The organism is Arthrobacter sp. P1_B9 (genome assembly GCF_056406495.1).
This window is the reverse complement of the sequence record NZ_JBFUAA010000001.1, coordinates 557228-578782: the sequence shown is the minus strand read 5'-3', so window position 1 is coordinate 578782 and position 21555 is coordinate 557228. Positions and strand designations below refer to the sequence as shown.

Below are 21555 nucleotides of genomic sequence, written 5' to 3'. Positions count from 1 at the left end.
GAAATCGGCCGGACCAGCTACCGGCTCACGACGGCCCAGCGCCACTGGCTCCGGCTCCGCGACGGCCGGTGCCCGTTCCCCGGCTGCGGCAACCACTCCGTGGACAACGAGGCAGACCACCTCCTGGCCTGGGCCGACGGCGGCACCACCGGGATCTCGAACCTCGGCCAGCCCTGCCCGAAACACCACAGGCTTAAACACACCTCCGCCTGGACACCGTCCCGGGCCAGCAAAGACCACCCGCCGGGCTGGACCTCCCCGTCCGGACGCTACTACCCCAGCGAACACCAGGACTGGGACCCACCCCACTGGCCCGAAGACTGGCTGCCCCACATCCCGGCCACGGACGAACCCAACCCGGAACCCGACCCCGACACGGGCCCCGATCAAGACCAGCCCGCCGATCCAGGACATCGTTGCGAGCTGGAACTGCCCCCGGACCCCTTCCCGGACTGGCACCAATTCACCGCCGGACACCAATTGCCCGACACAGTGCCGGAATACCGCCTGCTGCAACCCATCTGAACGGCCAACCGTCAATGTCCGGGCCATCAGCCTGCCGTCGGCAGGCCCTGTCCGCCACACCCGCGCAGGGCTACGATTTTGCCTGTTGACCAAGTACCCGTGACCAGCACAGGCGGGGGCAAATGCGGAGTGAGGAAAACGCTGTGACCGGAACGACGATGGTGAGTGGACCGCACTGGCGGCGTGTAGTGGCAGCCCTCGCTAACACGGACGCTCGGACCGCCTACGCGCAAATAGTGCTCGGCGCCAAGCTCCCCGACGTGCTTGCTGACCTGAATGACCACCGGCGAAATCGGGCCATCGCTGCCCTCCTTGAGTCAGGACTCGTGGAAAGCAATGCCGCCAGTGACCTTGAGGCACCCGAGGCGATCTTCCGCGACCTCCTCACACAGCAACCCCGGCGGCAGCCGCAGACCGGATTGGCCCGCTTCATGCGCTTGGGGCGGATCGAGAGGTATCCAGCCAACATGACGGAACGGCGGGAGCTCCTGGCCTGGATCGTCAGCGAAGCCTTTGAGCCGGGCGAACACCTAACGGAAAAGCAGGTTAATGAACGACTGCTCAGTTATACCGATGACGTCGTCATGCTGCGCCGCTACATGATCGACTTCGGACTACTGGAACGGACGGCCTCGGGTTCCTCGTACTCCCGGCAGGCATAACGCGGGCTCCATGCGGGCATTACGTGGGCTTTGAACTCGACGCTCTCATAGCGCCCAAACCTGCCCGAGAGCCAACATTGGCACCCACGGGATGCAGCGGTTTCTTGTGCCACCGCGAGTCCAGCATGATTCCCAGCGGTCAGCCCGCGCCCTGGCCCTCGCGGGCCACTTCTTCCAGAATCCTGGCTGTCGGCGCTGCCGTCATCAGCTGCCCGATCACCTCGGGTTTGTCCCACACCTGGCTGCGCAACTTATCCAGAAAGCCGGTCGCGGCGTCCCTGGTGTCGAAGTCAAGGAGCACGGCCACGCTGTTCTGGTCCTCCGTATCCCTGAACAGGCGGACAGACCGGGCGCCGGAGGCGGCTCGGCCTGCAGGATCGCTGTCGAAGACCTTCTTAAAGGCCTCGTAGTCCCGGACCGGATAGCTAATCTGCAGGGTGAACATCGTCGTTCCTTTCCCTCGGGCTATGTCAGGACCACGATAGGCCGTCCAGCGTCATCCCGGTAGGGCCGGAGAGCGAGTTTGATCCGGTGCTGCGCCGCCCTCCTTACAAGCAATCCCTGGGTATCAGTTCAAGTGGGCGCCCGACAGGAGCGGGTGTTCCACGGGTCCCCTGTTACCGGCGCCTTTGACCCGGTCGGTGACATTAGGCAGCACAGTCGCTACGTTGAAGACCGGACACTAGTGCCCTGGGCTCGGGCGCCGAAAGAAGGACTGAGTGGACAGTGATGCTGGTACGTGGTTTCTGAGCCGCGCTGAGCGGGGGAATTTGGCCACAGACGTACACGCGGACGGGGCCGGATCGCCGCCGTGGTCGGAGGGCAATCTTGTGCGGCCCCTGATTCATGGAGCGACCTACTTCGCCCGGCTGCATGAGGAGTTGACGGCTCTGCAGGCCGGGGACCGCGTGTGGTTCACCGACTGGCGTGGCGACGCCGACGAGCGGCTGCTGGCGGACGGACCGTCGATCGGTGAGGTGCTCGCTGGCTTGGCCCGTGAGGGAGTGGAAGTGCGGGGCCTTGTCTGGCGATCCCATGGAGAGCGCGTGTCGGCCCCGATCAGCGGCCGATCCAATGAGCTGCTAAGCCGTCAGGTCAACGACGCAGGCGGAGAGGTGCTGCTGGATCAGCGTGTACGCCTGTTTGGCTCCCATCACCAAAAAATCTTCGTCATCCGCCGTCGTGACAACCCGTCGCGGGATGTCGCGTTCGTTGGCGGGATCGACCTTTCGCACAGCCGTCGGGACGATGCCGATCACGCGGGAGACCCGCAAGCCGTGAGCATGGATTCCCGGTACGGGAAACGACCGCCATGGCACGATGCCGCCCTCGAACTGCGTGGCCCCGTGGTCGCAGATGTCCTGGCAGTATTTGCTGAACGGTGGAACGACCCCCATCCTCTGGACCGGCGCACCCCCTACCGGATGCTGCTGCAACGTCTGGCCCGCATGCCCCGGCACCCCGAACCGCTCCCGGCCACTGCACCGCCACCGCCACCGGCGGGCAAGCACGCCGTGCAGCTGCTGCGCACCTACGGGGTGAAACGTCCCCCGTTCCCGTTCGCGCCCGACGGGGAACGCAGCATTGCCCGCGCCTACACGAAAGCCTTCGCCCGCGCCCGCTCGCTGATCTACGTCGAGGATCAGTACCTGTGGTCGAAAGAGGTCGCAGCCGGAATCGCGGAGGCCCTCGACCGGAATCCCGACCTGAACGTGATCGCCGTCGTACCCCGTTACCCCGACGCTGACGGGCCTCTCGCAGGGCCTGCGGCCCGGATCGGGCAACTGCGTGCCATCAGCATGCTGCGTCGGGTCGCGCCCGACAGGGTCGGCGTGTTCGACCTGGAGAACCGCGCGGGAACTCCGATCTATGTCCACGCCAAGATCTGCATCATCGACGACACCTGGTTCACCTGCGGCTCAGACAACTTCAACCGCCGGTCCTGGACCAACGACAGCGAGCTCACCTGCGCCGTACTCGACACGACTGTCGACAACCGGGAGGCGCCCGGCACAGACAACAGCCGCGACACTTTCCGGCCTTTGGCCCACGGGCTCCGGCTCCAACTCTGGGCCGAACACCTGGGCCTGGAGCAGAACGATCCCCGGCTCGTCGACCCGGCGGCCGGGCTCCAACTTTGGAACACCACCGCAGACGCACTCGACCGCTGGCATGAAGCCGGTCGCCGCTCCCCCCGACCCGCGGGACACGCGCGCCACCACACTCCAGAGCCGGTGTCGGCCCGCCAACGCCTCTGGGCCGATCCGATGAGCCGCCTCCTCATGGACCCAGACGGCCGCCCCCGCCGGCTGCGCGGCACTACCCAGTTCTAGGCAAGACGCTGCCGGCCGCGAACCAGCAGAACGCCTGAACGACTCCGGGGACTGTAGCCCCGCCACGCTGCTGCGTCTCCGCCTCAGCCTTCGTGCATCCCAGGCAGACGACGGCGAGCACCACGCCGCAGCGGCAGCCCTCCTCGACGTCGTGACTTCTGTACTCAACGGATATAACCTGACCGGCGACGATCCGGTCCAAATTGAACCGCGTTCTCCGCCTGATCGATGTGCAGAGCTTGAAGATTTCAATCTTAAGGAGGAGCTGCCGATGTCCACGCTGAGCAAGGCTGCGCCAGACGTACTCCAGCGCTACTACCGGATCCTGGCCGCCGGCATAGATGCGTTCGACCCCGACGGCGAGCTGCGCACTTTGCTCGTCGACGACCTCGAATTTGAAGGTCCGATCGCAGGGAAGCGCACAGGGGCCGCCGGATTCTGCCAAGGCGTAAAAGGCTTCATCGCCACGGTGTCGGACCTCGAGATCATCCAAGAGGTCCACGGCGCAGATGGCTCCGCGATACTCTACGACGCCCGCATGCCGGCCGGGATTGTCCGGCTCGCAGAGTTCTTCCGCTTCGACAACGGCAAGATCTCGACACTCCGGATCCACTACGATCCCGCCGACTACGTACGACAAGGCGGCCGCTGATCTTCCTCCCCGCCCGAGGCAGACGCCGCCAGCGTCGCGGAATGATTCAGTCTAAATCCGTCCGCGGCGTCCCGACAGACCCCGGCAATTGCCCCGTTGCGATGGAACGGCGCCGCCGGGGAAGCACCCGGCGGACAACCACCTCGGAACTGTCACCACTCCTGCGCCCTTGCTCTCCCCGGCCACTACGCGTATGAGAGAAGCATGGGTTCGCAACGAGATGTCCTCCGCGGTCGCGTGGCAGTCGTGACTGGCTCGACGCGCGGCCTGGGGTTGGCCATGGCCCGGTTGCTGGGGCATCAGGGGGCGACGGTGGTGCTGGCGTCCAGGTCGGACGCCGACGTCGCGGCCGCCGTCGAGCGGCTGCACGCGGAAGGGATCGTGGCATCCGGGCGTCACTGCGACACCGGTGAACTGGCCGACGTCGAGGCCCTGCGCGACGAGGCCCTTAGCCGCGGGACGCTCGACATCTGGGTCAACAACGCCGGAGCTTCCGGTGTCTTCGGGCCGACGGCCTCCACGCCGGTCGAGGACTTCACGCAGGTGGTGCGCACGAACATCCTCGGCACGTTCCACGGGTCGAGGGTGGCGTTGCCGGTGTTCATCGGCCAAGGTCGCGGCGACCTCGTCAACGTGTACGGCCACGGCGACCAGGGGCCGGTGGCGCTGCAGAACGCGTATGCGTCAAGCAAGCGTTGGGTCCGCCAGTTCACCGAGACGTTGCGGGTGGAGACCAAGGGCACCGGCGTCCGGGTGCATGGCATGAATCCGGGCCTGGTGATCACGGACATGCTGGGGCACGTCACGTCCCAGCCCGGGTACGAGCATCGGCTGGGCGGGCTGCAGGTCGTCGTCGGGCTGTGGGGGCAGACCCCTGACGACGCCGCGCGGCCGCTGCTGGACCTGGTAACGTCGGACGCCGCCGAGTTCCGGTATCTGACCAAGACGACCATGGTGACCCGCGGCGTGCGCAACGTGCTGGCCGGACGCCTCCGTCGCGCCAAGCGCATGCCCCTGGACGTCACCGTCCTGGACACGGACCGCCAGGGCTGACCGGGTCCGTGTAAAAAGCGCTTCCGCAGCCACTCCCCCCTCCGCTAGACCGTCCGTCAGCACCGTCCGTCAGCCCACGCGAAGACTTAGTAGGTATAGAAACCCTCGCCCGTCTCGACGCCGAGCTTGCCCTGGTCGATGTAGTTGTCCTTGAGGTACCGAGCGAAGGCCTGCGATCCGGGGTCTGGCGATGAGGCGGCAATGTTGTAGGCGGTTCCCAGCCCGACGACGTCGTAGATCTGGAACGGACCGCTCGGCGCTCCGGTGGCAATGCGCCACGTCTTGTCGATCGTCTCCGGGCTGGCGACGCCTTGCAGCAGCAGGCCGGCGGCCGCGTTCAGGAGCGGGACCAGCAGGGAGTTCAGCACGTAGCCGGCCTTCTCCTTCCTGATCTCGATTGGCTCCAGCCCGCTGTTTCGCGCGAAGTCGACGACGGCGTCGAAGACTGCGGGATCGGTTTCGGCGGTGCCCATCACCTCGGCGATGTTCTGCGCCCAGATGTTGTTGGCGTAATGGATGGCGAGGAAGCGGTCGGGGCGGCCGGTGGAATCTTTGAGATCACTGGGCAGCAAAGTTGATGAGTTCGTGGCGAAGATGGTCTTGGCGGGGGCCAGATCTGCGAGCGTGCGGTAGACGTCCCGCTTCACCTCGAGCAGCTCAGGAACGGCCTCGATCACAAGGTCTGCATCGGCGACGGCGTCCCCGAGGTTGGCGGTGAGGCGGAGGCCTTCAAGAGCTGCCTCGGCTTTGCTCTCTCCGGCACCGCCGACGTTGGCCGCCCGGTAGATGCCGACAAGCCGGGCGAAGCGCGCCCGGGCCTTCTCCAGGGCGTCGCCGTCGACGTCGTAGGCGGTGACAGCGAATCCGTGGAAGGCGGCCTGATAGGCGATCTGGGAACCGAGCACTCCGGTGCCGAGCACGGTCAGGGTCTTGATCTGGTGGGGCATGCGGGTTCTTCCTTTCCACCCGGACGCTAGGAACGGCCGGGATTGACGGACCCGTAGATACTGCGGATCCAGATGGTGGATAACACGTCCAGGGCATGGGACTCCGCGATCGCGGGAATCTCCCGGTTGAGGACGGCGGTGATCACCCGCTCGTTCATGAGATTGAGGCTTACGGCCAGGTCATGGGCGTCGATGCCGTCCGGCGCAGCCCCTCGGGCTTGCTCCGACGAGATGACATCGCTCGAGAAATCGACCCAGGACTGCATCGATTTGGACCATAGGGCGCGCACCTCGTCGTTGCGGGCCCGCGCTGCAATCGCCGCGGTGGCGACGCCGCGATGCGCCACGAACACCTCAACGAACATGCCAATGGAGCGCGTCCAGGCTCCCGCGGGGTCACTTTCGAAATTTCGCGGCAACTCACTGACACGGTGCTCTACCTCGGAGATCACCCGGTCCAGAAGGGCCAGCAGCATCTCATCCTTGGACGAGAAGTAGAAGTAGAAGGTGGGGCGCGAGATGCCGGCGCCGCGGGCCAGCTCCTCGATCGAAACGTCGTCGAAGGACCGCTCGCCAAGGAGCGCCTCGGCGGTGGTGAGGATCGCGTCCTGGCGTTCATCCCCCGAGACCCGTGCTGTACGTCTTCCACGTGGAGCCATGCGCCCATCCTAACGCGAGGTATCAACACGGTGTTGACTCTCTCGACTTTAAGTCGATAGCTTGGCGTGATGAGCGCGCACGTGGATGTGTTGATTGTCGGAGCCGGGCTGAGCGGCATAGGTTTCGCGAGCCGGCTGAAACGCGAAACACCAGGGAAGACGTTCACGATCTTGGAGTCCCGGGGCACGGTGGGCGGCACCTGGGATCTCTTCCGATACCCGGGCGTCCGCTCCGACAGCGACATGTACACGCTCGGCTATTCCTTCCGGCCCTGGGCCGGTGCCAAGGCGATCGCCGACGGCGATTCGATCCGCGACTACATCGAGGCGACCATTGCGGACGAGGGCCTGTCTCCGCAGATCCGGCTGAACACCCGGGTGGTCTCTGCCGGCTGGTCCAGCGACACCGCGCTGTGGACGGTGACGGCCGTCCGCACATCCGAGGGCGAATTCCGGCACGGCGACCCGGGACCCGGCACCGCCGAGGCGGTCACGTTCACATGCTCTTTCCTGTCTGTGTGCTCGGGCTATTACCGCTATGACGAGGGGTTTACCCCTGCCATTGAGGGCGCCGACACCTTCGCCGGATCGATCGTCCACCCGCAGCACTGGCCGGCCGACCTCGATTACGAGGGCAAGCAGGTGGTGATCATCGGCAGCGGGGCCACCGCGGTGACACTTGTGCCGTCCATGGCGAAGTCAGCCGCGAAGGTGACGATGCTGCAGCGCTCCCCCACGTACATCGCCCCCGTGCCGTCCCGCGACCACCTGGCCGACCGCCTCCGGGGCAAGCTGCCCGCGCAACTGGCGTACGACGTCGTTCGGGTCAAGAACATTCTCTTTTCGATGTTCACGTACCAGCTCAGCCGACGGCGGCCGGAGACCATGAAAGCGATCCTGCGCAAATCGGCGGTCGCCAAGCTGCCGCAGGGCTTTGCGGTGGACACGCACCTGGCGCCGTCGTATCAGCCGTGGGACCAGCGGGTCTGCGCGATCCCCAACGGGGACCTCTACCGCGCGATCAGCGCAGGCACTGCCGACATCGTGACCGACAGGATCTCCCGGATCACGCCGGACGGGATTGACCTGGTCTCGGGCGGGTCGATCCCGGCCGACGTCATCGTCACGGCGACGGGATTGAATCTGCTGGTGATTGGCGGGATGACGCTCACCGTCGACGGCGAGCCCGTGGATGTGGGCAAGACCCTGACCTACAAGGGCATGATGCTCGACGGCGTGCCCAACTTTGCGCTCACCATCGGGTACACCAATGCCTCGTGGACCCTGAAGGCGGATCTGGTCGCCGGCTACGTCTGCCGGCTGCTGAAGCATCTTGACCGGCGGGGACTGCATTGGGTGGTGCCCGCGGCGCCTGCCGATGTCGCCAACGGTGAGCTGTCCTCCCTGATTGACCTGAAGGCCGGCTACATTTTCCGCGGGGCCGATCAGCTGCCCCGGCAGGGTGCCGGTTCACCGTGGCGGCTGCACCAGAATTACTTCCGAGACTTTGCCCTCCTGAGGGCCGGCAGGTTGACCGACCGGGTCCGTTTCGGTCGGCGCGGACAACGGGTGCGGGCGTCCGGTGGGGCGCCATGTGTGCGCCGGGATCCCCTGGCGCTCCCGGGGACGGGATACGTCGACGTCGCAGGCACGCGGTTGCGCTACCGGAAGACCGGCAGCGGCGACCCGGTGCTGGTCCTGCACGGGATCGGCCAGAGCCTGGAGGACTGGAACGGGCAGCACGAGCGGCTCTCGGCACGCCACGCCGTTTACAGCGTGGACCTGCCCGGATTTGCTTACTCGGAACGGCTTTCCGGGCCGGCGACGTTGGCGAAGCTGTCCGACGTCTTGCCGGCTTTCCTCGACRCGGTCGGGGTGCACGAGCCGCTCCCCGTGATGGGAAACTCGCTGGGCGGGGCCGTCGCCATGAAACTGGCTGCCGAACACCCGGACCGTGTTTCGGCGCTGGTTCTTGCGAACAGTGCCGGGTTTGGCAAGGAGGTTGCACTGGTATTGCGCCTGCTCGCGGTCGGGCCGCTCGCGGCGTTGCTGCTGCGTCCGGATCCAGTGGCTTCGCGCCGCACCGTCCAGTCGATCTTCTACGACCAAGCACTGGTGACCGACGCCCGCGTTGACCACGCGTTCGCTTTGTCGCAGCGGGCGTCCCACCGCCAAACTCTCCTCGACGTCGCTCGCGACCTCGGAACCATCTTTGGCGTCAGGGCCGGGTGGCGGAGAGCCCTCCTCGGGGCCTTGGCGCAGTCGGAGACTCCCACGCTCGTGGTCTGGGGCGACCACGACCACATCCTCCCGTTCAGCCACCTCGAGGCGGCAGTGGCAGCGTTGCCACACGCCGAGTCGTACACATTCTTGAAGACGGGGCACATGCCGCAGATCGAACGGCCCGACGAGTTCGCCGCGGTGGTGGAGGACTTCCTGTCACGGGTGCCGGCGGGGAGGCAGGCGGCGGCCATCTGAGGCGTGTGGGCGATCGGAAGGCATAAATAACTTGCCCTGGCTGTAATTACTGGCAGCGTCCCGGAAACTTTGCTTTCAAGCGGGACGTTCGGCCCGCCGTCATAAGAATTGGGGGCTACACAATGCATTCACATCGCGCCAGACTCTTCACTGCCGTCACCATCGCAGGTTCTTCCATCGGCCTCGCCCTTGCCGGCTGTGGGCCACAGCCAGGGGCTCCCGCCGCCGCTTCGAGCCTTGTCGTGAGTACCATGGCAGACCGCACGGCGACTTTAACTTTCCCACCTGCTTCCACTGCAGGACCGACGGCGCCTGCCGCCAGGGCGGTACCGGCGTCGGAGGTTCCCGCCTCAGCGGCTAAGCACGGGTCTCCCGCGCTGAAGACCTTCACGTTCCCGGACGGACACATCTCCTTCGCCTATCCGGAGACCTGGACCGTGCGAACCGTGCACCCGCCCGCCGGCCTCCCCGGCGTTGAGGTCACCGTTGCTGACGGTGCGGGAAACGATCTGCTCTTCCTGGCCAACGGCGTCACTGCAGGGTGCACTGGCGGTCCCGTGACGCGTCACGTGTTCGATCACAAGGCAGTTTCCGGTATGACGGCGCCGGACGGCAAGAAGCCCGTCTTCGGATTCGCTGTGGAATCCTTTGGTGATGGCGATGCCTACTTCATGGGGCTAACTGATCCCCGGTCGCTGAAGGAGGGCGAGGGCGTCGCATCATGGTGCAATCTCGTCTCCACCGCCAACGGCGGACTGTTCACCCGGGTCCTTTTCGGCGACCCGGGGTTCCCGAACAGGGAGGCCGCGAAAGCCTGGATGGCGACAGACCAATACACCCAACTCAAAGCACTGCTGCTCAGCCTGAGCTACACCTGAGCCTTCGGATCCGGCCCGGCCGCCTCACTGGCGGCCGGGCCGGACCTTTAGGTAAGGGTCCACGAACGCTTTGACAGTCCGAACCAGAACCCACGGGCAGATGGGCGCCGCAGGGTTTGGGCTCAATCCATTCCAGTCGCGCCAGATCGACCGGAGCCCAAGGCCCGGATGGCATCGTTGAAGTTCTCGCTGGCCAAATAAGGGCACGGCGCGGCCCTATCCCACTGAGCCGGACACAGGTAGCGTTCCTCCACCAGCCCACCAAACTCGGAGCCTCCGATGCCGCTCAAAGCCAGGGACCGAGAAATCCTCGTGCGAGTGCGGGTGGAGTTCGATCAACCCATCAAGCTCTCCCACGAATCCGTGGACCGGCGCCCAGATCACGCCTTGAGGTTGGGGCCGAACTGCAAGACAACGACATCTCCGCCAGCGGTTAAAACTGCGACCCGCGACTCCGGCCTCTAGGTAGTCACCGAAAGTCCTGTTCGTCCCTGGTTCCGAGAGTGGTCACCATTCGTCACCGATAAACGGTTCATAGACCGACCCGAAGCGCTCATGGGGCTTCTTTTTCGAAGAACAGCGCCATGACGTCGGCCGGCCAGTCCGTCGCGCGACTCGTTTCCTTGTCGACGTGGGCAACGGTCATGACGCAGCGCGACACGTTCGTTCCGCCGGAATCGACCATGGCGCACTCGATAAGCGCATCGGGCCCGCGGAACTCGCGCACGAACGACGTGATGGTGATCTCCTGATCGCCCCGAGCAGGCCGCAGAAAGTCGATCTCCATTCTCCGGACCAAGACCATGAACGGCAATGTGCCCAGCGTTTCCAGATCCCAACCGACATAGTCCCGCAGGCCCTCCATCCGGTGATCTGCGTAATAGGTCGCGTATTCCCCCGTGCTCACGTGGTTGTAGGGGTCGAGCTCGGAGAACTTGACCCGGTGCGTGCTCTTGTAAACAATCGGTACCTTCGCCATTCAGTGCCCCTTAGCTTGCCACAATACTGCTCGGCGAAGCCGCAAGCAGCCGATCCGCCCCGCGGTTCAGGAGCCCGTATCCTCGTCTGAGGAGCCGCCCCCTCGGCCCCACGAGCCGAAAAGTGTGGGGCGGGCGGGACCGGCAGGCGACCGCACCCGACGGACGGCTACCACGGCACATGCCCCAATCAGCACGCCGATGAACATGAGGGAAAGACCGACGGTGAACCAACCGCCATGCCCAAAAGCCATCATCACAACGCCCACCAGGGACAGGCCCTTCGCCGCGACGTCCAGATACAATGAGCCCCTCTGGTTCTCCATGCAACTAGGGTAAACCCGTCACACTCCACCAGCGCCGGCCGGCTATGGAGGCTTTGCGACGCCGCCAATTAGGCCCTCCTCGAACCGGACGGGAATGACCGCCCGTAACGGACGGCGGAGTAGGACCGGCGCGCCACTGGCCTGAGCGGTGAGCGCCTGAAGGGTGAGCTTTGCCCATGAAGCGGAAATGTTGGGGCCGCGTCCCGCAAAAATGGCCCCGCACGCGTATGGCGTGCGGGGCCGTCCAGGTTTCAATGAGCACAACAGGAGCGAGCGATGCGCTGCCTGCACTCCAAAAAGTCCGCTGGAACCGACTCCCTGCGCAGTCGTCAACAAGCCAAGAGCCGCTGAGAGCGCACAAAGCGGGCCCTGCACGATTTGCCGTGCAAGGCCCGCTTTAGTGGTAGCTATTTGGAAGACTTCCAACTAGACGATGCGTTTCTTCCAAATAGGGTGCCATTCTTCCAACTACTAGGTCGACATCTCACAATGAACTGATGTAGATGGACAGGCTACTTGGTACCGAGGACCACTTTCGCTACCGCGTATTTCCGCGATCGCAGGAGCCCGTGCGCGCCATGACATGGACAAACCAGATGGTCCTTTATGCTCCTGTCGTGGTTCCGGATCCGCCTCCTTTTGCTCGTCCTGAGATTTAGAGGCGGCCCAGTCGTGACACCAGGGACTCGATTCTCCAACTGCCCCGCACTGTACGGCCGGAACCTCTCGCGATGCCGAGGGTTTATGTCCCACGTCGGTAGCGAGCCGCCGATGACCTGACACAGGCTGGGCCGTGCTCCAATTCCGGCCAGAACGGAATGAAGGTGCAGGGCGGAAATGGGGGTGGTCCTGACTCAAACCGTCACAAGCAACCGGCGAGTCGTGGGTGGTCCTGGTTCAAGCCGTCACACCGGTCCTGAATCAAACTGCCGTAGTCAGAATTGGGACTGAGGACCACGCAGCCAATACCGGAACCCGAGGCGTCCGAAGCCGGCCAACCAGCCTAGAGCCGACGAGCGGTCGAGCCGCGAGAACGACGCGCGCCGCAGGCGCGAAGAAGAGGCCGAAGAGCGTCGTCGCCAGCAAAACTTCGACCGCACTCTGCTTCTCATTGACAAGTACGTGATTCCGTTGGCGAAAAATTACCTCATTCCGGGTGCGACTAAGTTGTGGGACACCAAGGGCAGACCATTGTGGGACACCAAAGTCGTGCCCGGGGGGAAACGGCTTGCGCAGCGATTGTTCCGCCCGAAGCTGAGCGAGCCAGAGGTCCCAACCGTGAACGGAGATGCTCCTGAGTTCGCAGCCGAGACCGCCAACCCGCCCGCGGCCTTCCGGCACAGTACCAACCACACAGTCGAGATGTCGGCCGAAAAAGAGGCCGTTGAAGACACGGCCGTCGCTGACGTCATCCAGATAGATAAATACCAGGACTGCCGGTCCGCGTAGGGGGTCGGCGGCGTTTGACCTTATGGAGGGCAAGCTGACGTACTGCCTCGAACGTCAGAGTCACGGCGCTGGGCAGGGTGGCCTCACTGCCCGGGAAGCGGCGCAAGTGTTGTGCGCACCAGCAGATGCCCGCCAGCGGGACGCGGTAGGACGGACGGCCATACAGGGAGAGCGCGGTTGATCAGGCCAAGTATGGTCAGCAGCTTGATTAGTTCGCGTTCGATCAGCACGCAGCACACTGAAGCGGAGCCAGGCTAGCCCGTGTGGGAAGGCGTGGATATAGGGGAACTCATCAACCAGAGCAAATCAGGGCGAAGCTTGTCGTAGGCGGCCCGATGCTCTGCGAGCCCGGCGCCAGGTTCTCACCAAGGGATTGGCTAAAGGGGTGGCCGCGGGTCCTTGGAGGAGCCCAATGCCGCCGAAGATTATCATCCAAGTGCTTGCGCGACCGTGCAGTTGTTTCAGCTGCAGGTTCCGCGGTTCGCAAAAGGCGGGCACATAGACTTCCTTCCATGCGCGTCTTCGACATTGCCTTCAACTACCTGCTCGACACCACGCCTCCGGGAAGGGACCCGGACTCCCATAGTCCGCGGCTCAAGGCTGACCATCAGCTGCTCTGGAAGAAGCAGCTATGCGAGGGGCAGCTGTTCGAACTGGCGGTCTCGGAAGTTCCCAAGGTGCGTCGGAAAAACTACCTGATGTTCGAGCAGACGCCCGACAAGTGGTTCACGGTCGGCAGTGACGCCATCACGAACTCCTACACCAGGTGGGGGAAGCCCAAGGCCTTGGTCGAGGCTAAGGCCGAGTTGAGTGAGGAGCAGAAGCGCCGCTATTTCGACCCGCCGTACACGATCGGCAGCGCCATGATCTGGCCCGTCAGGACAATACACCTGCCCACCCTCAACACCGCCAGGGGAATGCGGATACGGATTGCGGACCGGATGGACTTGACTCTGGAATGCATTCGGCGCCACTACGCCAAGGAGCCAGGCAGCCCCCTCGCCGACGTCACCACTAACTATGGGGACTTCTTCGAACTCTTCCGTACGTTCGAGAAGTTCGTGGAGTTCTTCCACTTCCAGGATCTCGTGACGCCGGAGGGGAAGATCGACTTCTTCCTCGAGGAGGATGAGGACAAGGTCTTCACGCGCCTCGGCGTCCCGGTCACGAAGGACGAGTACGTCAGGGTTCAGGAAGCCTCGCTGAAGTTCATAGCGCTGCGGGGCAACCGGATGGCCGACTGGGTCGAGAAGAACCACCGCGACATTGAGGTCCGACGGCAATAAACACCGGCCTGTCCCTACCCGAGAATGCGAGAACAGGCGACGAATCACGGCGCTCCGCCTGTCACAGCATCTAGGAATCTCCCCAGGAGATCGGCCAGTTCGCCTTGCTGGCCTCTCGTTTGAGCAAGTGCTGCAATTCGGTTGCAGGAGAAGCCTCGAAGCGTGGTGGTTGTCTCCCCTATTCCAGGAACCGAGCAGGCGGAAAACTAGCCTGCTGCCGCTTCCAGGCGGTCCGAAATTAACAATTGTTAAAGTGCGGAAAATCTACACGCGGACCTGTTAATCTTCGAGCGTACTGGACAACCAGTGTCCAATACGGCCAAAGATTAACAATCGGTCCTTGTGGTTACGGCCTTTTCACGCGGACATTAACAACCTGTCAGACCGGCTTTCCGCCTGTAAGTTAGCAAATCGGACCTGGGCGGCGGAAGGCTCGACTCTACGACTAGGAGGCGCAGCATTTCCTTTCAAACTGTTGAGATGCCCGTCCAGATTCCTGACGAAACCGGCGACCATTGCGCGCTGATCTGCATCGATGCCAAAGCGAAGAACTTTGATCGCCATGGTACTCAGCAACGCCCTGACCAGGAGGCGGTCTCAGACCGGGCTTGGCCGACTCAGCAGGCTGCCTGCGGAGGGACTTTGAGAGCCATGCCTATCCAGAAGACACATTTGAGCGTAATAGGATGTTCATGGGTGCCTTGCCTGCTTGGTGGCGGACGCGTCTTCGTCTGATCGGTGCCGCGTTTTCCGCGGTTTTGCTTGTCGCTGTGAGCGGTTGCGTGGGAGCCCCTCCCGGCCCGGCCCCTTCCGGGCCGACTCCGCCGAGCGCCGCCGCGATCCAGGCAGCGACTGATTCTCTGGAACGCAGGGTCCAGCACTTCATGGACGGTGGTGCGACGGCCTTTGTTGTGCACCTGCGATGGCCTGGCGGGGAATGGTCCAAGGCCTACGGGGTGCGAAGCCTAGATACCAATGACCCGGCCCAGCCGCAGGACCGGGTATCGGTGGCCAGCATTACGAAGTCGATGGTCGCCGTCTCCGTCCTGAAACTCGTCGACCAGGGACTCATTGGGCTCGATGACCCGGTGAACGGCGTCCTGGAGAGTTTCCGGACCACGCTGCGGCCGCCCGGACCGATCACCGTCCGCCAGTTGCTGGACCACAACTCCGGCATGCCCGACTACGGAGACGCAGAACACGAGGCGGAACCACTGCAGCAGGTTATGAACACGCGGCTCAGCCTGCAGCGGGGACTCGAGCTGGCCGCCACGCTCCCGTGGGAGTCCAAGAATGTGGACCGCTTTTCATACTCGAACTCCAATTACCTGGCTCTTGGCCAGCTGATCGAAAAGCTCCGCGGACGTCCCGTCGCCGACGTGCTCAATCAAGACATCTTTGCCCCTCTGGGACTTCAGCACACGTCGCTGGCCGAACCAGACCGCGGGGCTCCGGACAACATCCACGCCTACATCATGGATGGCAGCGAACGGGTCGATGTCACCCAGGCCGAGGTTTGGGTCGGCTCCCCCGCAGGCGGCGTCATCTCCACCACGCAGGACATCAACACCTTCTACCGGGCCCTCCTCCAGGGCCAGCTGCTTTCCCCCGCCATGCTGGAGGAAATGAAGAAGAAGGCCGGCTTCGCGGAATACGGGCTCGGTCTAAGCCGGTTTCCTGACGCATGTTCCGGCGAATTCCGCTACGGCCATCACGGGGCGATATTCGGTTACATGAGTAATTCCGTCACGAGCGCCGACGGCGGCAGCCAGGTCACGATGGCCATGGCAGTTCGGCCGATGCCTTGGCAGGACCCGGCAACCGCAAGCCGCATCGACCTGCTCGGTACGCAGATGGAACAGGCTGCCCAGGAAACCCTCGACAACCTCTGCCACTGAGCTGATTGCACAGCCGGGAGTTGAGGGAGGTCTTCCCACCGTGAACGCGGCAACCTCAGCCAGAGGCCGCTCGGCACGCGGGCCTATCCCGTCCCAACAATCCCAGCCCAGGCGCCACTCGCGCCGGTTCCGCCACCGCCACGGTCATCGTCCTTACCGCAACGCCTGCAGCGCGGCGATCCGCCAGTTCTGCTCCCGCGGAAGCGCCGCCGAGTAGCCAGTGGAATGCTCCGCCGGTTCGAAATTAGCAATTGCTACGTTACTGAATATCTCGAAAAGGAATTGTTAATCTACGGACATACTGGACAACCAGACCATTGGTCCGAACTAGGCCAGCGGGACCATCAGCAGCAAAGACAGAAAAGTGAATTCCACCACCGCGCTCCCCCGCTCAGAGCCGTTGTCCCCGATGGCATCGTCAGGGCCGGATGGCTGTTTGCCCTCAGTGGAAGACTTCTGACTGGACGAGGAAGAGTGCACCCACATAGGTCGGGACGGGTTCTTCCACTTACGCGCCATCTCACCTGAGGCGCCAGATTCGGACCAAGTTGCACCGAGGTCAGGTTGACCAGAATTGGTCCAACTTGGTCCGAAAGAAATCAACTAGCTCCGAATTTCACACACACCGCCAACTAGGCCAGTCTTCGTGTCGGAACATGAGCACACAATAAATGACCTTTGAATGAAACGACCCCGCACGCGTCTCCGTGCGGGGTCGTTTCGGGTTACGAAGGAAAGGAGTGTGAGATTCCAGTCGACTTGGCACTTTTCAACGTAGTTGTCCCCTGGGTTCTTGCAGATCTGGAGCGACAGCCTCCGACGGAATTTCCAAACTAGTTGGCAACTTTTCCGGAGCCTGGTATCAGGCCAATTACTTTAAGGGCTCTTCGCCGATCCGGTGGGGATCACGGGGCGAGTCCGCCGAATGTTCCAAGAGCCCGATTGACCAGCCAAAGAAGCGCGTTCAGCGGGGCCACCGCGAGGGTGACGTCCCCCGTTCATGACCTTCTCTACTGATCATTCCCTTCCAGACTGGATCAGAAGAACCAAGGCTTCCGGCGGGGTGCTCTTGTTGTCAAGTAGCGCTTGACGCACCTCTGGCTCAGCCTGCTCTGCAAGCTCGGTGAGAATCTCGGTCGGTGATTCAGAGTTCGATGCCGCAGCGATAAGGACTCGCACGTTGCCACTACGCACCGCAGCGCGGATAAGACGTTTACTCGCACCCGACGCATACGCAATGAGCACCGCTTCAGGGAAATTGGGATGAGCGATAGCGATCCGCAGGAATTGCCACTCTTCCTGCTCCACCCGCTTCCGAATCGCTGCCTCCTCGTCGAGTCGTCCACGGAAAGATTCTGGCGTCCACGAGGCCGCTGGACTCTTCGACTGACGATACGCACTAATGGCCTTCTCGGCTCGACGCTCGAGATGGTGCTCCCACGCGAACCGCAACAGGTAATCCCCCGGCGTCAGGGGATTACTCAGGAGAGTCCCTTCCAGTTCTTCGTCCATTAACCAATCGTTATCTCTGAAGAAGCGCTTGGGCTCAACCGCCGCGACTACCGCCGCGACTACCGCAGCATCCTCCGACGCTGCTAGCCGAGTCAACAGGGGAAGGTCCGTATGGTACGCATTGACGACGCGCACGACGGTATCGGTGTCCCCGGTGTCGGCAAGCCGATTCAGGACGGTGACGGGAAGATCCGAGTGGCCCTTCTCAGCGATACTTCTCCACACGTCAGGTCCGCCGGTATCGATCAGGTGAATGAGAGCATCCACCGACAGGCCGAAGTCACGACTCATAATGCCGCGTTCCTTACCTGCGATTGCTCCTAGAAGCGATGCCCGAACGCCGCGGTCATCATCAAAGGCATAGCGATCACGGGCTTCCTTTGAAAGCGCGCTCCAGAATACGCCGTGGTTTTCCGCAACCGCGGAGCGCACAGTCGCGTCCCGATCTCCAGCCAGCTGATCGAAGGCGGGGCGGTAAAGCGACTCGCGCGAGTCCCGCGAATACCCATAAGACCCATAAGGCCTGTGCTTCGAGATCGCCAAGTCCGGGTGTGTCGCAGCGGCCGCGGCCAGCCGAACCTCGACGGCCGGGTCGGCAGCAAGCCGCTGGAAGGCCTCCGGGTCGGTCGATGGATTGGAGGCGACCGCACAGCGGACAGCCAGGTCCGAATCAGTGCTCAGATCCTCCAAGATCTCTCGGGACGCATCTGGATTGGAGGCGAACTCGATCCGGTTCTTGCTGTTCGAAGTATCGCTCCATTGCCGCCACGAAATCTCCTCCCTTACCGAGCTGGCCATGTCCTGTTGAGCGGCAGCAGTCGCAAAGTCATCCCAAACCGTCCACCTCGTTGTATGATTGCCGTCACGTTCGCTGCGCTTCGTGGTCAGGCGAGCAACCCAGTCGCCGGAACTCAGGAACTGCAGAGTCTCGACCGAAGCTGAGGGGTTCCTGACGATGTTACTCAGCGTCGACTCGCGGAGGCTCTCCAGATCAATGCTCCCGCGATCTGGATCAGTCTTGGTCCACACCACCTTGTGGACTTCGTGGGCAACCCGGTCGAGTAGATCAGCTGGTGCAGACGGGTTGCCGCCAACGCCTTCCCAAACACGCGCCTCTCGGCCAATGACGGTTTCATTGCGGGAATAGTCGGGAATGCTCTTCAGCGCCCGATCAACCGAGTCGACGAGGGTGCGCAGGGTGTCTTGGCCGGTCCGTGGATTCGCAGCGACCGCTGTAAGCGGCCCAAGTGGGAAATCAGGCAGATCACGGCTGAACTGAGACTTGGGGCGAAGACCCTTACGCCGTTCGAGCTGATCACTCACCACCCTGTCGAGAACATCGGCCGTGGCGCTCGGGTGTGAGACAACCGCTTTGACGACTGTTGGTGCCTCATCGGTCGCAAACCTGAGCAACAGCTCGACTGGTGTTGCTGAGTTGTTGGCGACCACTTCTCGGACCTTGGGATCGGCATCGGCCGCGAGCTTGACAAGACCTTCCAGCGGAATCGCGGATGACTTGGCTACCAGTGCCCGTACGCCAGCGTCCTCGTCCATCGCAAGAGTTTGCAACGTCTCGGCCGAAATCCGCGGGTTCGATGCAACCGCTTGCTTTAGCCGCCCAGCCGTCCATTGAGAGAGGCCCGGTGTTCTGTCGAGCAGTTTTTGCAGGATGTGACTGGGCGTGGCAGGGTCCTTTGCGAGGATCTCTAGAGTGTCCTCACCGACCGACGATAGCCCCGCCTCTGCCACCGCTGCCATGAGCTCCGCAGGCGTGTTCGCATTCCTGATCAGCGCTTCGAGCACTAAGACGTCGGTACTCGCCGTGAACTCTTCAAGTTCGCCCTGATTCCTTGCCCTACGCGCTCGCGCAACCCGCGCAACCGCCGGAATCGCGTCATCCGATAGGCCAGCAAGGATCGTGTCCGTGACACCTGGAGCCAAGGACACCGCCCGGCGGACCTCCGGGTCCGGACTTTGGGCCAACATCTCGGCTGCACGATTAGAGGCCGCACGAGCGCTCGCAATCCGCGACTTCGATGCCTGGCGTGGCTCACTCGCGAGCACGACGTCACGATAGGCATCCATCCCGAACAACTCCACGCGTGTGTCGAGGGGCGCGGCAGGGTTTCCCGCGATGGCCCTGTTGACTTCCCGCTGCGTTGGCGACTTCTCATCTCGCTCGAACAGGTACCGAAGAGTGTCCTCTGATGCGCTCGGATTGGATGCGACGGTGACGAGCATCCGGTGCTCTATCTCGCTGGACTTGAAGTAGCGCATCATTCTCAACTTGGAGAGGGTAGCCGACGACGCCGATGGATTCGCTGCTACTGCAAGCTTCTCCTGGTCAGAGGCCGATTGAGCCTTGACGATCTCCGCAAGGACCGATGCCGGCGTGGCAGGATTCGCTGCTATGGTCTCCCTGACAGCGCTGTCGCTACTGCGCGACAGTTCCTCAAGTACAACAGTAGGAGAAAGTCGATTGCCAGCCACTGCGTGCACGACCGCGGCATCGCGGTCTGTCGCAAGCTCGCTAAGCGCTGTGATCGGCGTCGAGGGGTTCAGAGCGACGAGTCTTCGGATGGTCGGGTTTCCACGACGAGCCAGCCGAGCAAGCTTTTCCGGCCGTGTCTGCGGATCACGGGCAGCGGCTTCCCCGAACGCCATCATTCACCTCCTGCTGGTTCTGCTTGAATCGCCCCAGACTAACGCACGGAACCGGCCCCGCTCAGACCTTGGCGCCAGGAAACATAGCAATGTGCTTCCGAATAAGTGACGTACCGAGTTGATGCACGACTGCGGAGGCTTCGATCGCGCGAACGGCAGGGCTGGTGAGGATGGCTGGCTCACCATGGCTGTCGCTCACGATGGCCCCACCGAGGCGATCTGTGGCCGGCAACCGACGCCTGCCGAGGGTTCCGCCCCAGAGGTGCGGTGCGGGCGTAAGGGCTGCTGCGCCACCTCGCCCTTGTCTGGTGTACCTGCGTATTGATCGCGCCTGCCGAGGCCTATCAGCTCCGGCCATTCACAAGGATGTCGTCTTCGTGCGCGGAAATCTCCCCGGAGCGGACCCAGGCTTCGAGCCCGTGTTTTCCTGAGTCAGCGCGGCATACGGCTACCGCCGCAGCCTTGTCTTTGCCATCCGGGTCCAGATCGCGTGGTCCAGCACCCAGGGAGATATGCCGACGATTCCGGCAGCTTCGACCAGCAACTCCCGGGCTTCCGGAACTAGCACAGGGCGTCCAATTGCCTCCTGCAGCCAACCGAGAACGTGCCGATCCGGCTTGACGTGGTCGTCGTCGCCGGCGGTCATCCAGATGTAGCTAACCCGTAGCCCCTTTCCGTGGCCCTCCACTTCGCGCAGGGCAGTTTCGACTATGCTCAAACGCCGCGAGTCTTTCATCAGTGCGCTGACGTCAGCGAGGGTCTCGATTCCGTGAGCAACGAGTATTTTGGCGATCTTGTGCACCGCGGACGCCTTACGAATGCCGCCTCTAGGTGATGTCATTTGAAGATTGTTATACACCTTGCGCGCTGTAGTGTCGTCCTCCGGCAGATCAGAGATCGACTCGAGAAACCCAGACAACGCCTGCTCGTCCTCGCGCGGGCTAACCAACCCGTTGAGAGCCTCCCCCTCCAAGAGCACGGAAGACAGCCCCGCAAAGCCGGCATAACTGCGGACCGCGTTTGTGGTGCCTGTGTAGCCCGCATTAATGGAAAACGTCGAATCAATTACACAGAGGGAAAGGTGGCCCCAACGTGCGATGCGAGGAACCAACTCCAGAGCCCTTGCCGAGTCGGCCACAGTAATTGCGTCGCTAGTATTAGTACGCGTCTCGCTCAGTGGCATTTATTAGACCTTTCGAGATGGCAGTTTGCCGATTCTATGCGCAAATCGTGGGCGGACTGGGCCAGCACCGCCG

The 21555-nt window shown here is 63.1% G+C and carries 16 protein-coding genes; 10 read left to right on the top strand and 6 right to left on the bottom strand.

Annotated elements, in window-relative coordinates:
• Both AC1D1A_RS02495 and AC1D1A_RS02490 read left to right on the top strand, forming a co-directional pair.
• Nucleotides 1–525, top strand: a 525-nt coding sequence (locus AC1D1A_RS02495) for an HNH endonuclease signature motif containing protein (RefSeq protein ID WP_476947059.1), incomplete at its 5' end; no start/stop codon positions are given.
• A 143-nt stretch (nucleotides 526–668) separates the two neighbouring features.
• Nucleotides 669–1187, top strand: a complete 519-nt coding sequence (locus AC1D1A_RS02490; protein ID WP_476850094.1) for a DUF2087 domain-containing protein — start codon at nucleotides 669–671, stop codon at nucleotides 1185–1187.
• A gap of 139 nt (nucleotides 1188–1326) precedes the next feature.
• Here the strand turns inward: AC1D1A_RS02490 and AC1D1A_RS02485 are convergent, their stop codons facing one another.
• Nucleotides 1327–1632 (bottom strand): hypothetical protein, encoded by a 306-nt coding sequence (locus AC1D1A_RS02485; RefSeq protein ID WP_476856884.1) that lies wholly within the window; start codon nucleotides 1630–1632, stop codon nucleotides 1327–1329.
• A gap of 385 nt (nucleotides 1633–2017) precedes the next feature.
• Between AC1D1A_RS02485 and AC1D1A_RS02480 the strand changes: the two genes are divergently transcribed.
• The 3 genes from AC1D1A_RS02480 (at nucleotide 2018) to AC1D1A_RS02470 (ending at nucleotide 5225) form a co-directional block, all read left to right on the top strand.
• Nucleotides 2018–3520 carry a phospholipase D family protein gene (locus AC1D1A_RS02480; protein WP_476858344.1) on the top strand — a complete coding sequence of 501 codons (1503 nt, stop codon included), beginning with the start codon at nucleotides 2018–2020 and terminating at the stop codon, nucleotides 3518–3520.
• Nucleotides 3521–3791: 271 nt separating this feature from the next.
• Nucleotides 3792–4172, top strand: coding sequence for a nuclear transport factor 2 family protein (locus AC1D1A_RS02475; protein WP_476858343.1), 381 nt, complete (start codon nucleotides 3792–3794; stop codon nucleotides 4170–4172).
• 246 nt (nucleotides 4173–4418) lie between these two features.
• On the top strand, nucleotides 4419–5225 hold the full coding sequence (locus AC1D1A_RS02470; protein WP_476947058.1) for an SDR family oxidoreductase: 807 nt from the start codon (nucleotides 4419–4421) through the stop codon (nucleotides 5223–5225).
• An 86-nt stretch (nucleotides 5226–5311) separates the two neighbouring features.
• Here the strand turns inward: AC1D1A_RS02470 and AC1D1A_RS02465 are convergent, their stop codons facing one another.
• Nucleotides 5312–6172: a 3-hydroxyacyl-CoA dehydrogenase gene (locus tag AC1D1A_RS02465; protein WP_476947057.1), complete on the bottom strand. Its 861-nt coding sequence runs from the start codon at nucleotides 6170–6172 to the stop codon at nucleotides 5312–5314.
• A 26-nt stretch (nucleotides 6173–6198) separates the two neighbouring features.
• Nucleotides 6199–6831 carry a TetR/AcrR family transcriptional regulator gene (locus tag AC1D1A_RS02460; RefSeq protein WP_476850100.1) on the bottom strand — a complete coding sequence of 211 codons (633 nt, stop codon included), beginning with the start codon at nucleotides 6829–6831 and terminating at the stop codon, nucleotides 6199–6201.
• A gap of 69 nt (nucleotides 6832–6900) precedes the next feature.
• On the opposite strand from AC1D1A_RS02460, the gene AC1D1A_RS02455 reads away from it, so the two are divergent.
• Both AC1D1A_RS02455 and AC1D1A_RS02450 read left to right on the top strand, forming a co-directional pair.
• Nucleotides 6901–9309 (top strand): alpha/beta fold hydrolase, encoded by a 2409-nt coding sequence (locus AC1D1A_RS02455; protein WP_476947056.1) that lies wholly within the window; start codon nucleotides 6901–6903, stop codon nucleotides 9307–9309.
• A gap of 242 nt (nucleotides 9310–9551) precedes the next feature.
• Nucleotides 9552–10187 (top strand): hypothetical protein, encoded by a 636-nt coding sequence (locus AC1D1A_RS02450; protein WP_476930817.1) that lies wholly within the window; start codon nucleotides 9552–9554, stop codon nucleotides 10185–10187.
• Nucleotides 10188–10740: 553 nt separating this feature from the next.
• Here the strand turns inward: AC1D1A_RS02450 and AC1D1A_RS02445 are convergent.
• Nucleotides 10741–11166, bottom strand: coding sequence for an acyl-CoA thioesterase (locus AC1D1A_RS02445; protein ID WP_476858336.1), 426 nt, complete (start codon nucleotides 11164–11166; stop codon nucleotides 10741–10743).
• Nucleotides 11167–12768: 1602 nt separating this feature from the next.
• On the opposite strand from AC1D1A_RS02445, the gene AC1D1A_RS02440 reads away from it, so the two are divergent.
• The 3 genes from AC1D1A_RS02440 to AC1D1A_RS02430 all read left to right on the top strand — a co-directional run bounded on the left by AC1D1A_RS02440 (nucleotide 12769) and on the right by AC1D1A_RS02430 (nucleotide 16123).
• Nucleotides 12769–12939 carry a hypothetical protein gene (locus AC1D1A_RS02440; RefSeq protein ID WP_476947055.1) on the top strand — a complete coding sequence of 57 codons (171 nt, stop codon included), beginning with the start codon at nucleotides 12769–12771 and terminating at the stop codon, nucleotides 12937–12939.
• 512 nt (nucleotides 12940–13451) lie between these two features.
• Nucleotides 13452–14225, top strand: a complete 774-nt coding sequence (locus tag AC1D1A_RS02435) for a DUF6994 family protein (protein WP_476947054.1) — start codon at nucleotides 13452–13454, stop codon at nucleotides 14223–14225.
• A 686-nt stretch (nucleotides 14226–14911) separates the two neighbouring features.
• Nucleotides 14912–16123 carry a serine hydrolase domain-containing protein gene (locus AC1D1A_RS02430; RefSeq protein WP_476871711.1) on the top strand — a complete coding sequence of 404 codons (1212 nt, stop codon included), beginning with the start codon at nucleotides 14912–14914 and terminating at the stop codon, nucleotides 16121–16123.
• A gap of 1017 nt (nucleotides 16124–17140) precedes the next feature.
• Here AC1D1A_RS02430 and AC1D1A_RS02425 read toward each other — a convergent pair.
• Together AC1D1A_RS02425 and AC1D1A_RS02420 are read right to left on the bottom strand one after the other, a co-directional pair.
• Nucleotides 17141–20302: a hypothetical protein gene (locus AC1D1A_RS02425; protein WP_476947053.1), complete on the bottom strand. Its 3162-nt coding sequence runs from the start codon at nucleotides 20300–20302 to the stop codon at nucleotides 17141–17143.
• A 445-nt stretch (nucleotides 20303–20747) separates the two neighbouring features.
• On the bottom strand, nucleotides 20748–21482 hold the full coding sequence (locus AC1D1A_RS02420) for a hypothetical protein (RefSeq protein WP_476947052.1): 735 nt from the start codon (nucleotides 21480–21482) through the stop codon (nucleotides 20748–20750).
• Nucleotides 21483–21555 lie beyond the last annotated feature (73 nt).

Coding starts and splice junctions, on each gene's coding strand:
- AC1D1A_RS02485 (WP_476856884.1), bottom strand. CDS start 1,632: ATGTTCACCCTGCAGATTAGCTATCCGGTCCGGGACTACGAGGCCTTT.
- AC1D1A_RS02420 (WP_476947052.1), bottom strand. CDS start 21,482: ATGCCACTGAGCGAGACGCGTACTAATACTAGCGACGCAATTACTGTG.
- AC1D1A_RS02445 (WP_476858336.1), bottom strand. CDS start 11,166: ATGGCGAAGGTACCGATTGTTTACAAGAGCACGCACCGGGTCAAGTTC.
- AC1D1A_RS02430 (WP_476871711.1), top strand. CDS start 14,912: ATGTTCATGGGTGCCTTGCCTGCTTGGTGGCGGACGCGTCTTCGTCTG.
- AC1D1A_RS02475 (WP_476858343.1), top strand. CDS start 3,792: ATGTCCACGCTGAGCAAGGCTGCGCCAGACGTACTCCAGCGCTACTAC.
- AC1D1A_RS02435 (WP_476947054.1), top strand. CDS start 13,452: ATGCGCGTCTTCGACATTGCCTTCAACTACCTGCTCGACACCACGCCT.
- AC1D1A_RS02425 (WP_476947053.1), bottom strand. CDS start 20,302: ATGATGGCGTTCGGGGAAGCCGCTGCCCGTGATCCGCAGACACGGCCG.
- AC1D1A_RS02460 (WP_476850100.1), bottom strand. CDS start 6,831: ATGGCTCCACGTGGAAGACGTACAGCACGGGTCTCGGGGGATGAACGC.
- AC1D1A_RS02465 (WP_476947057.1), bottom strand. CDS start 6,172: ATGCCCCACCAGATCAAGACCCTGACCGTGCTCGGCACCGGAGTGCTC.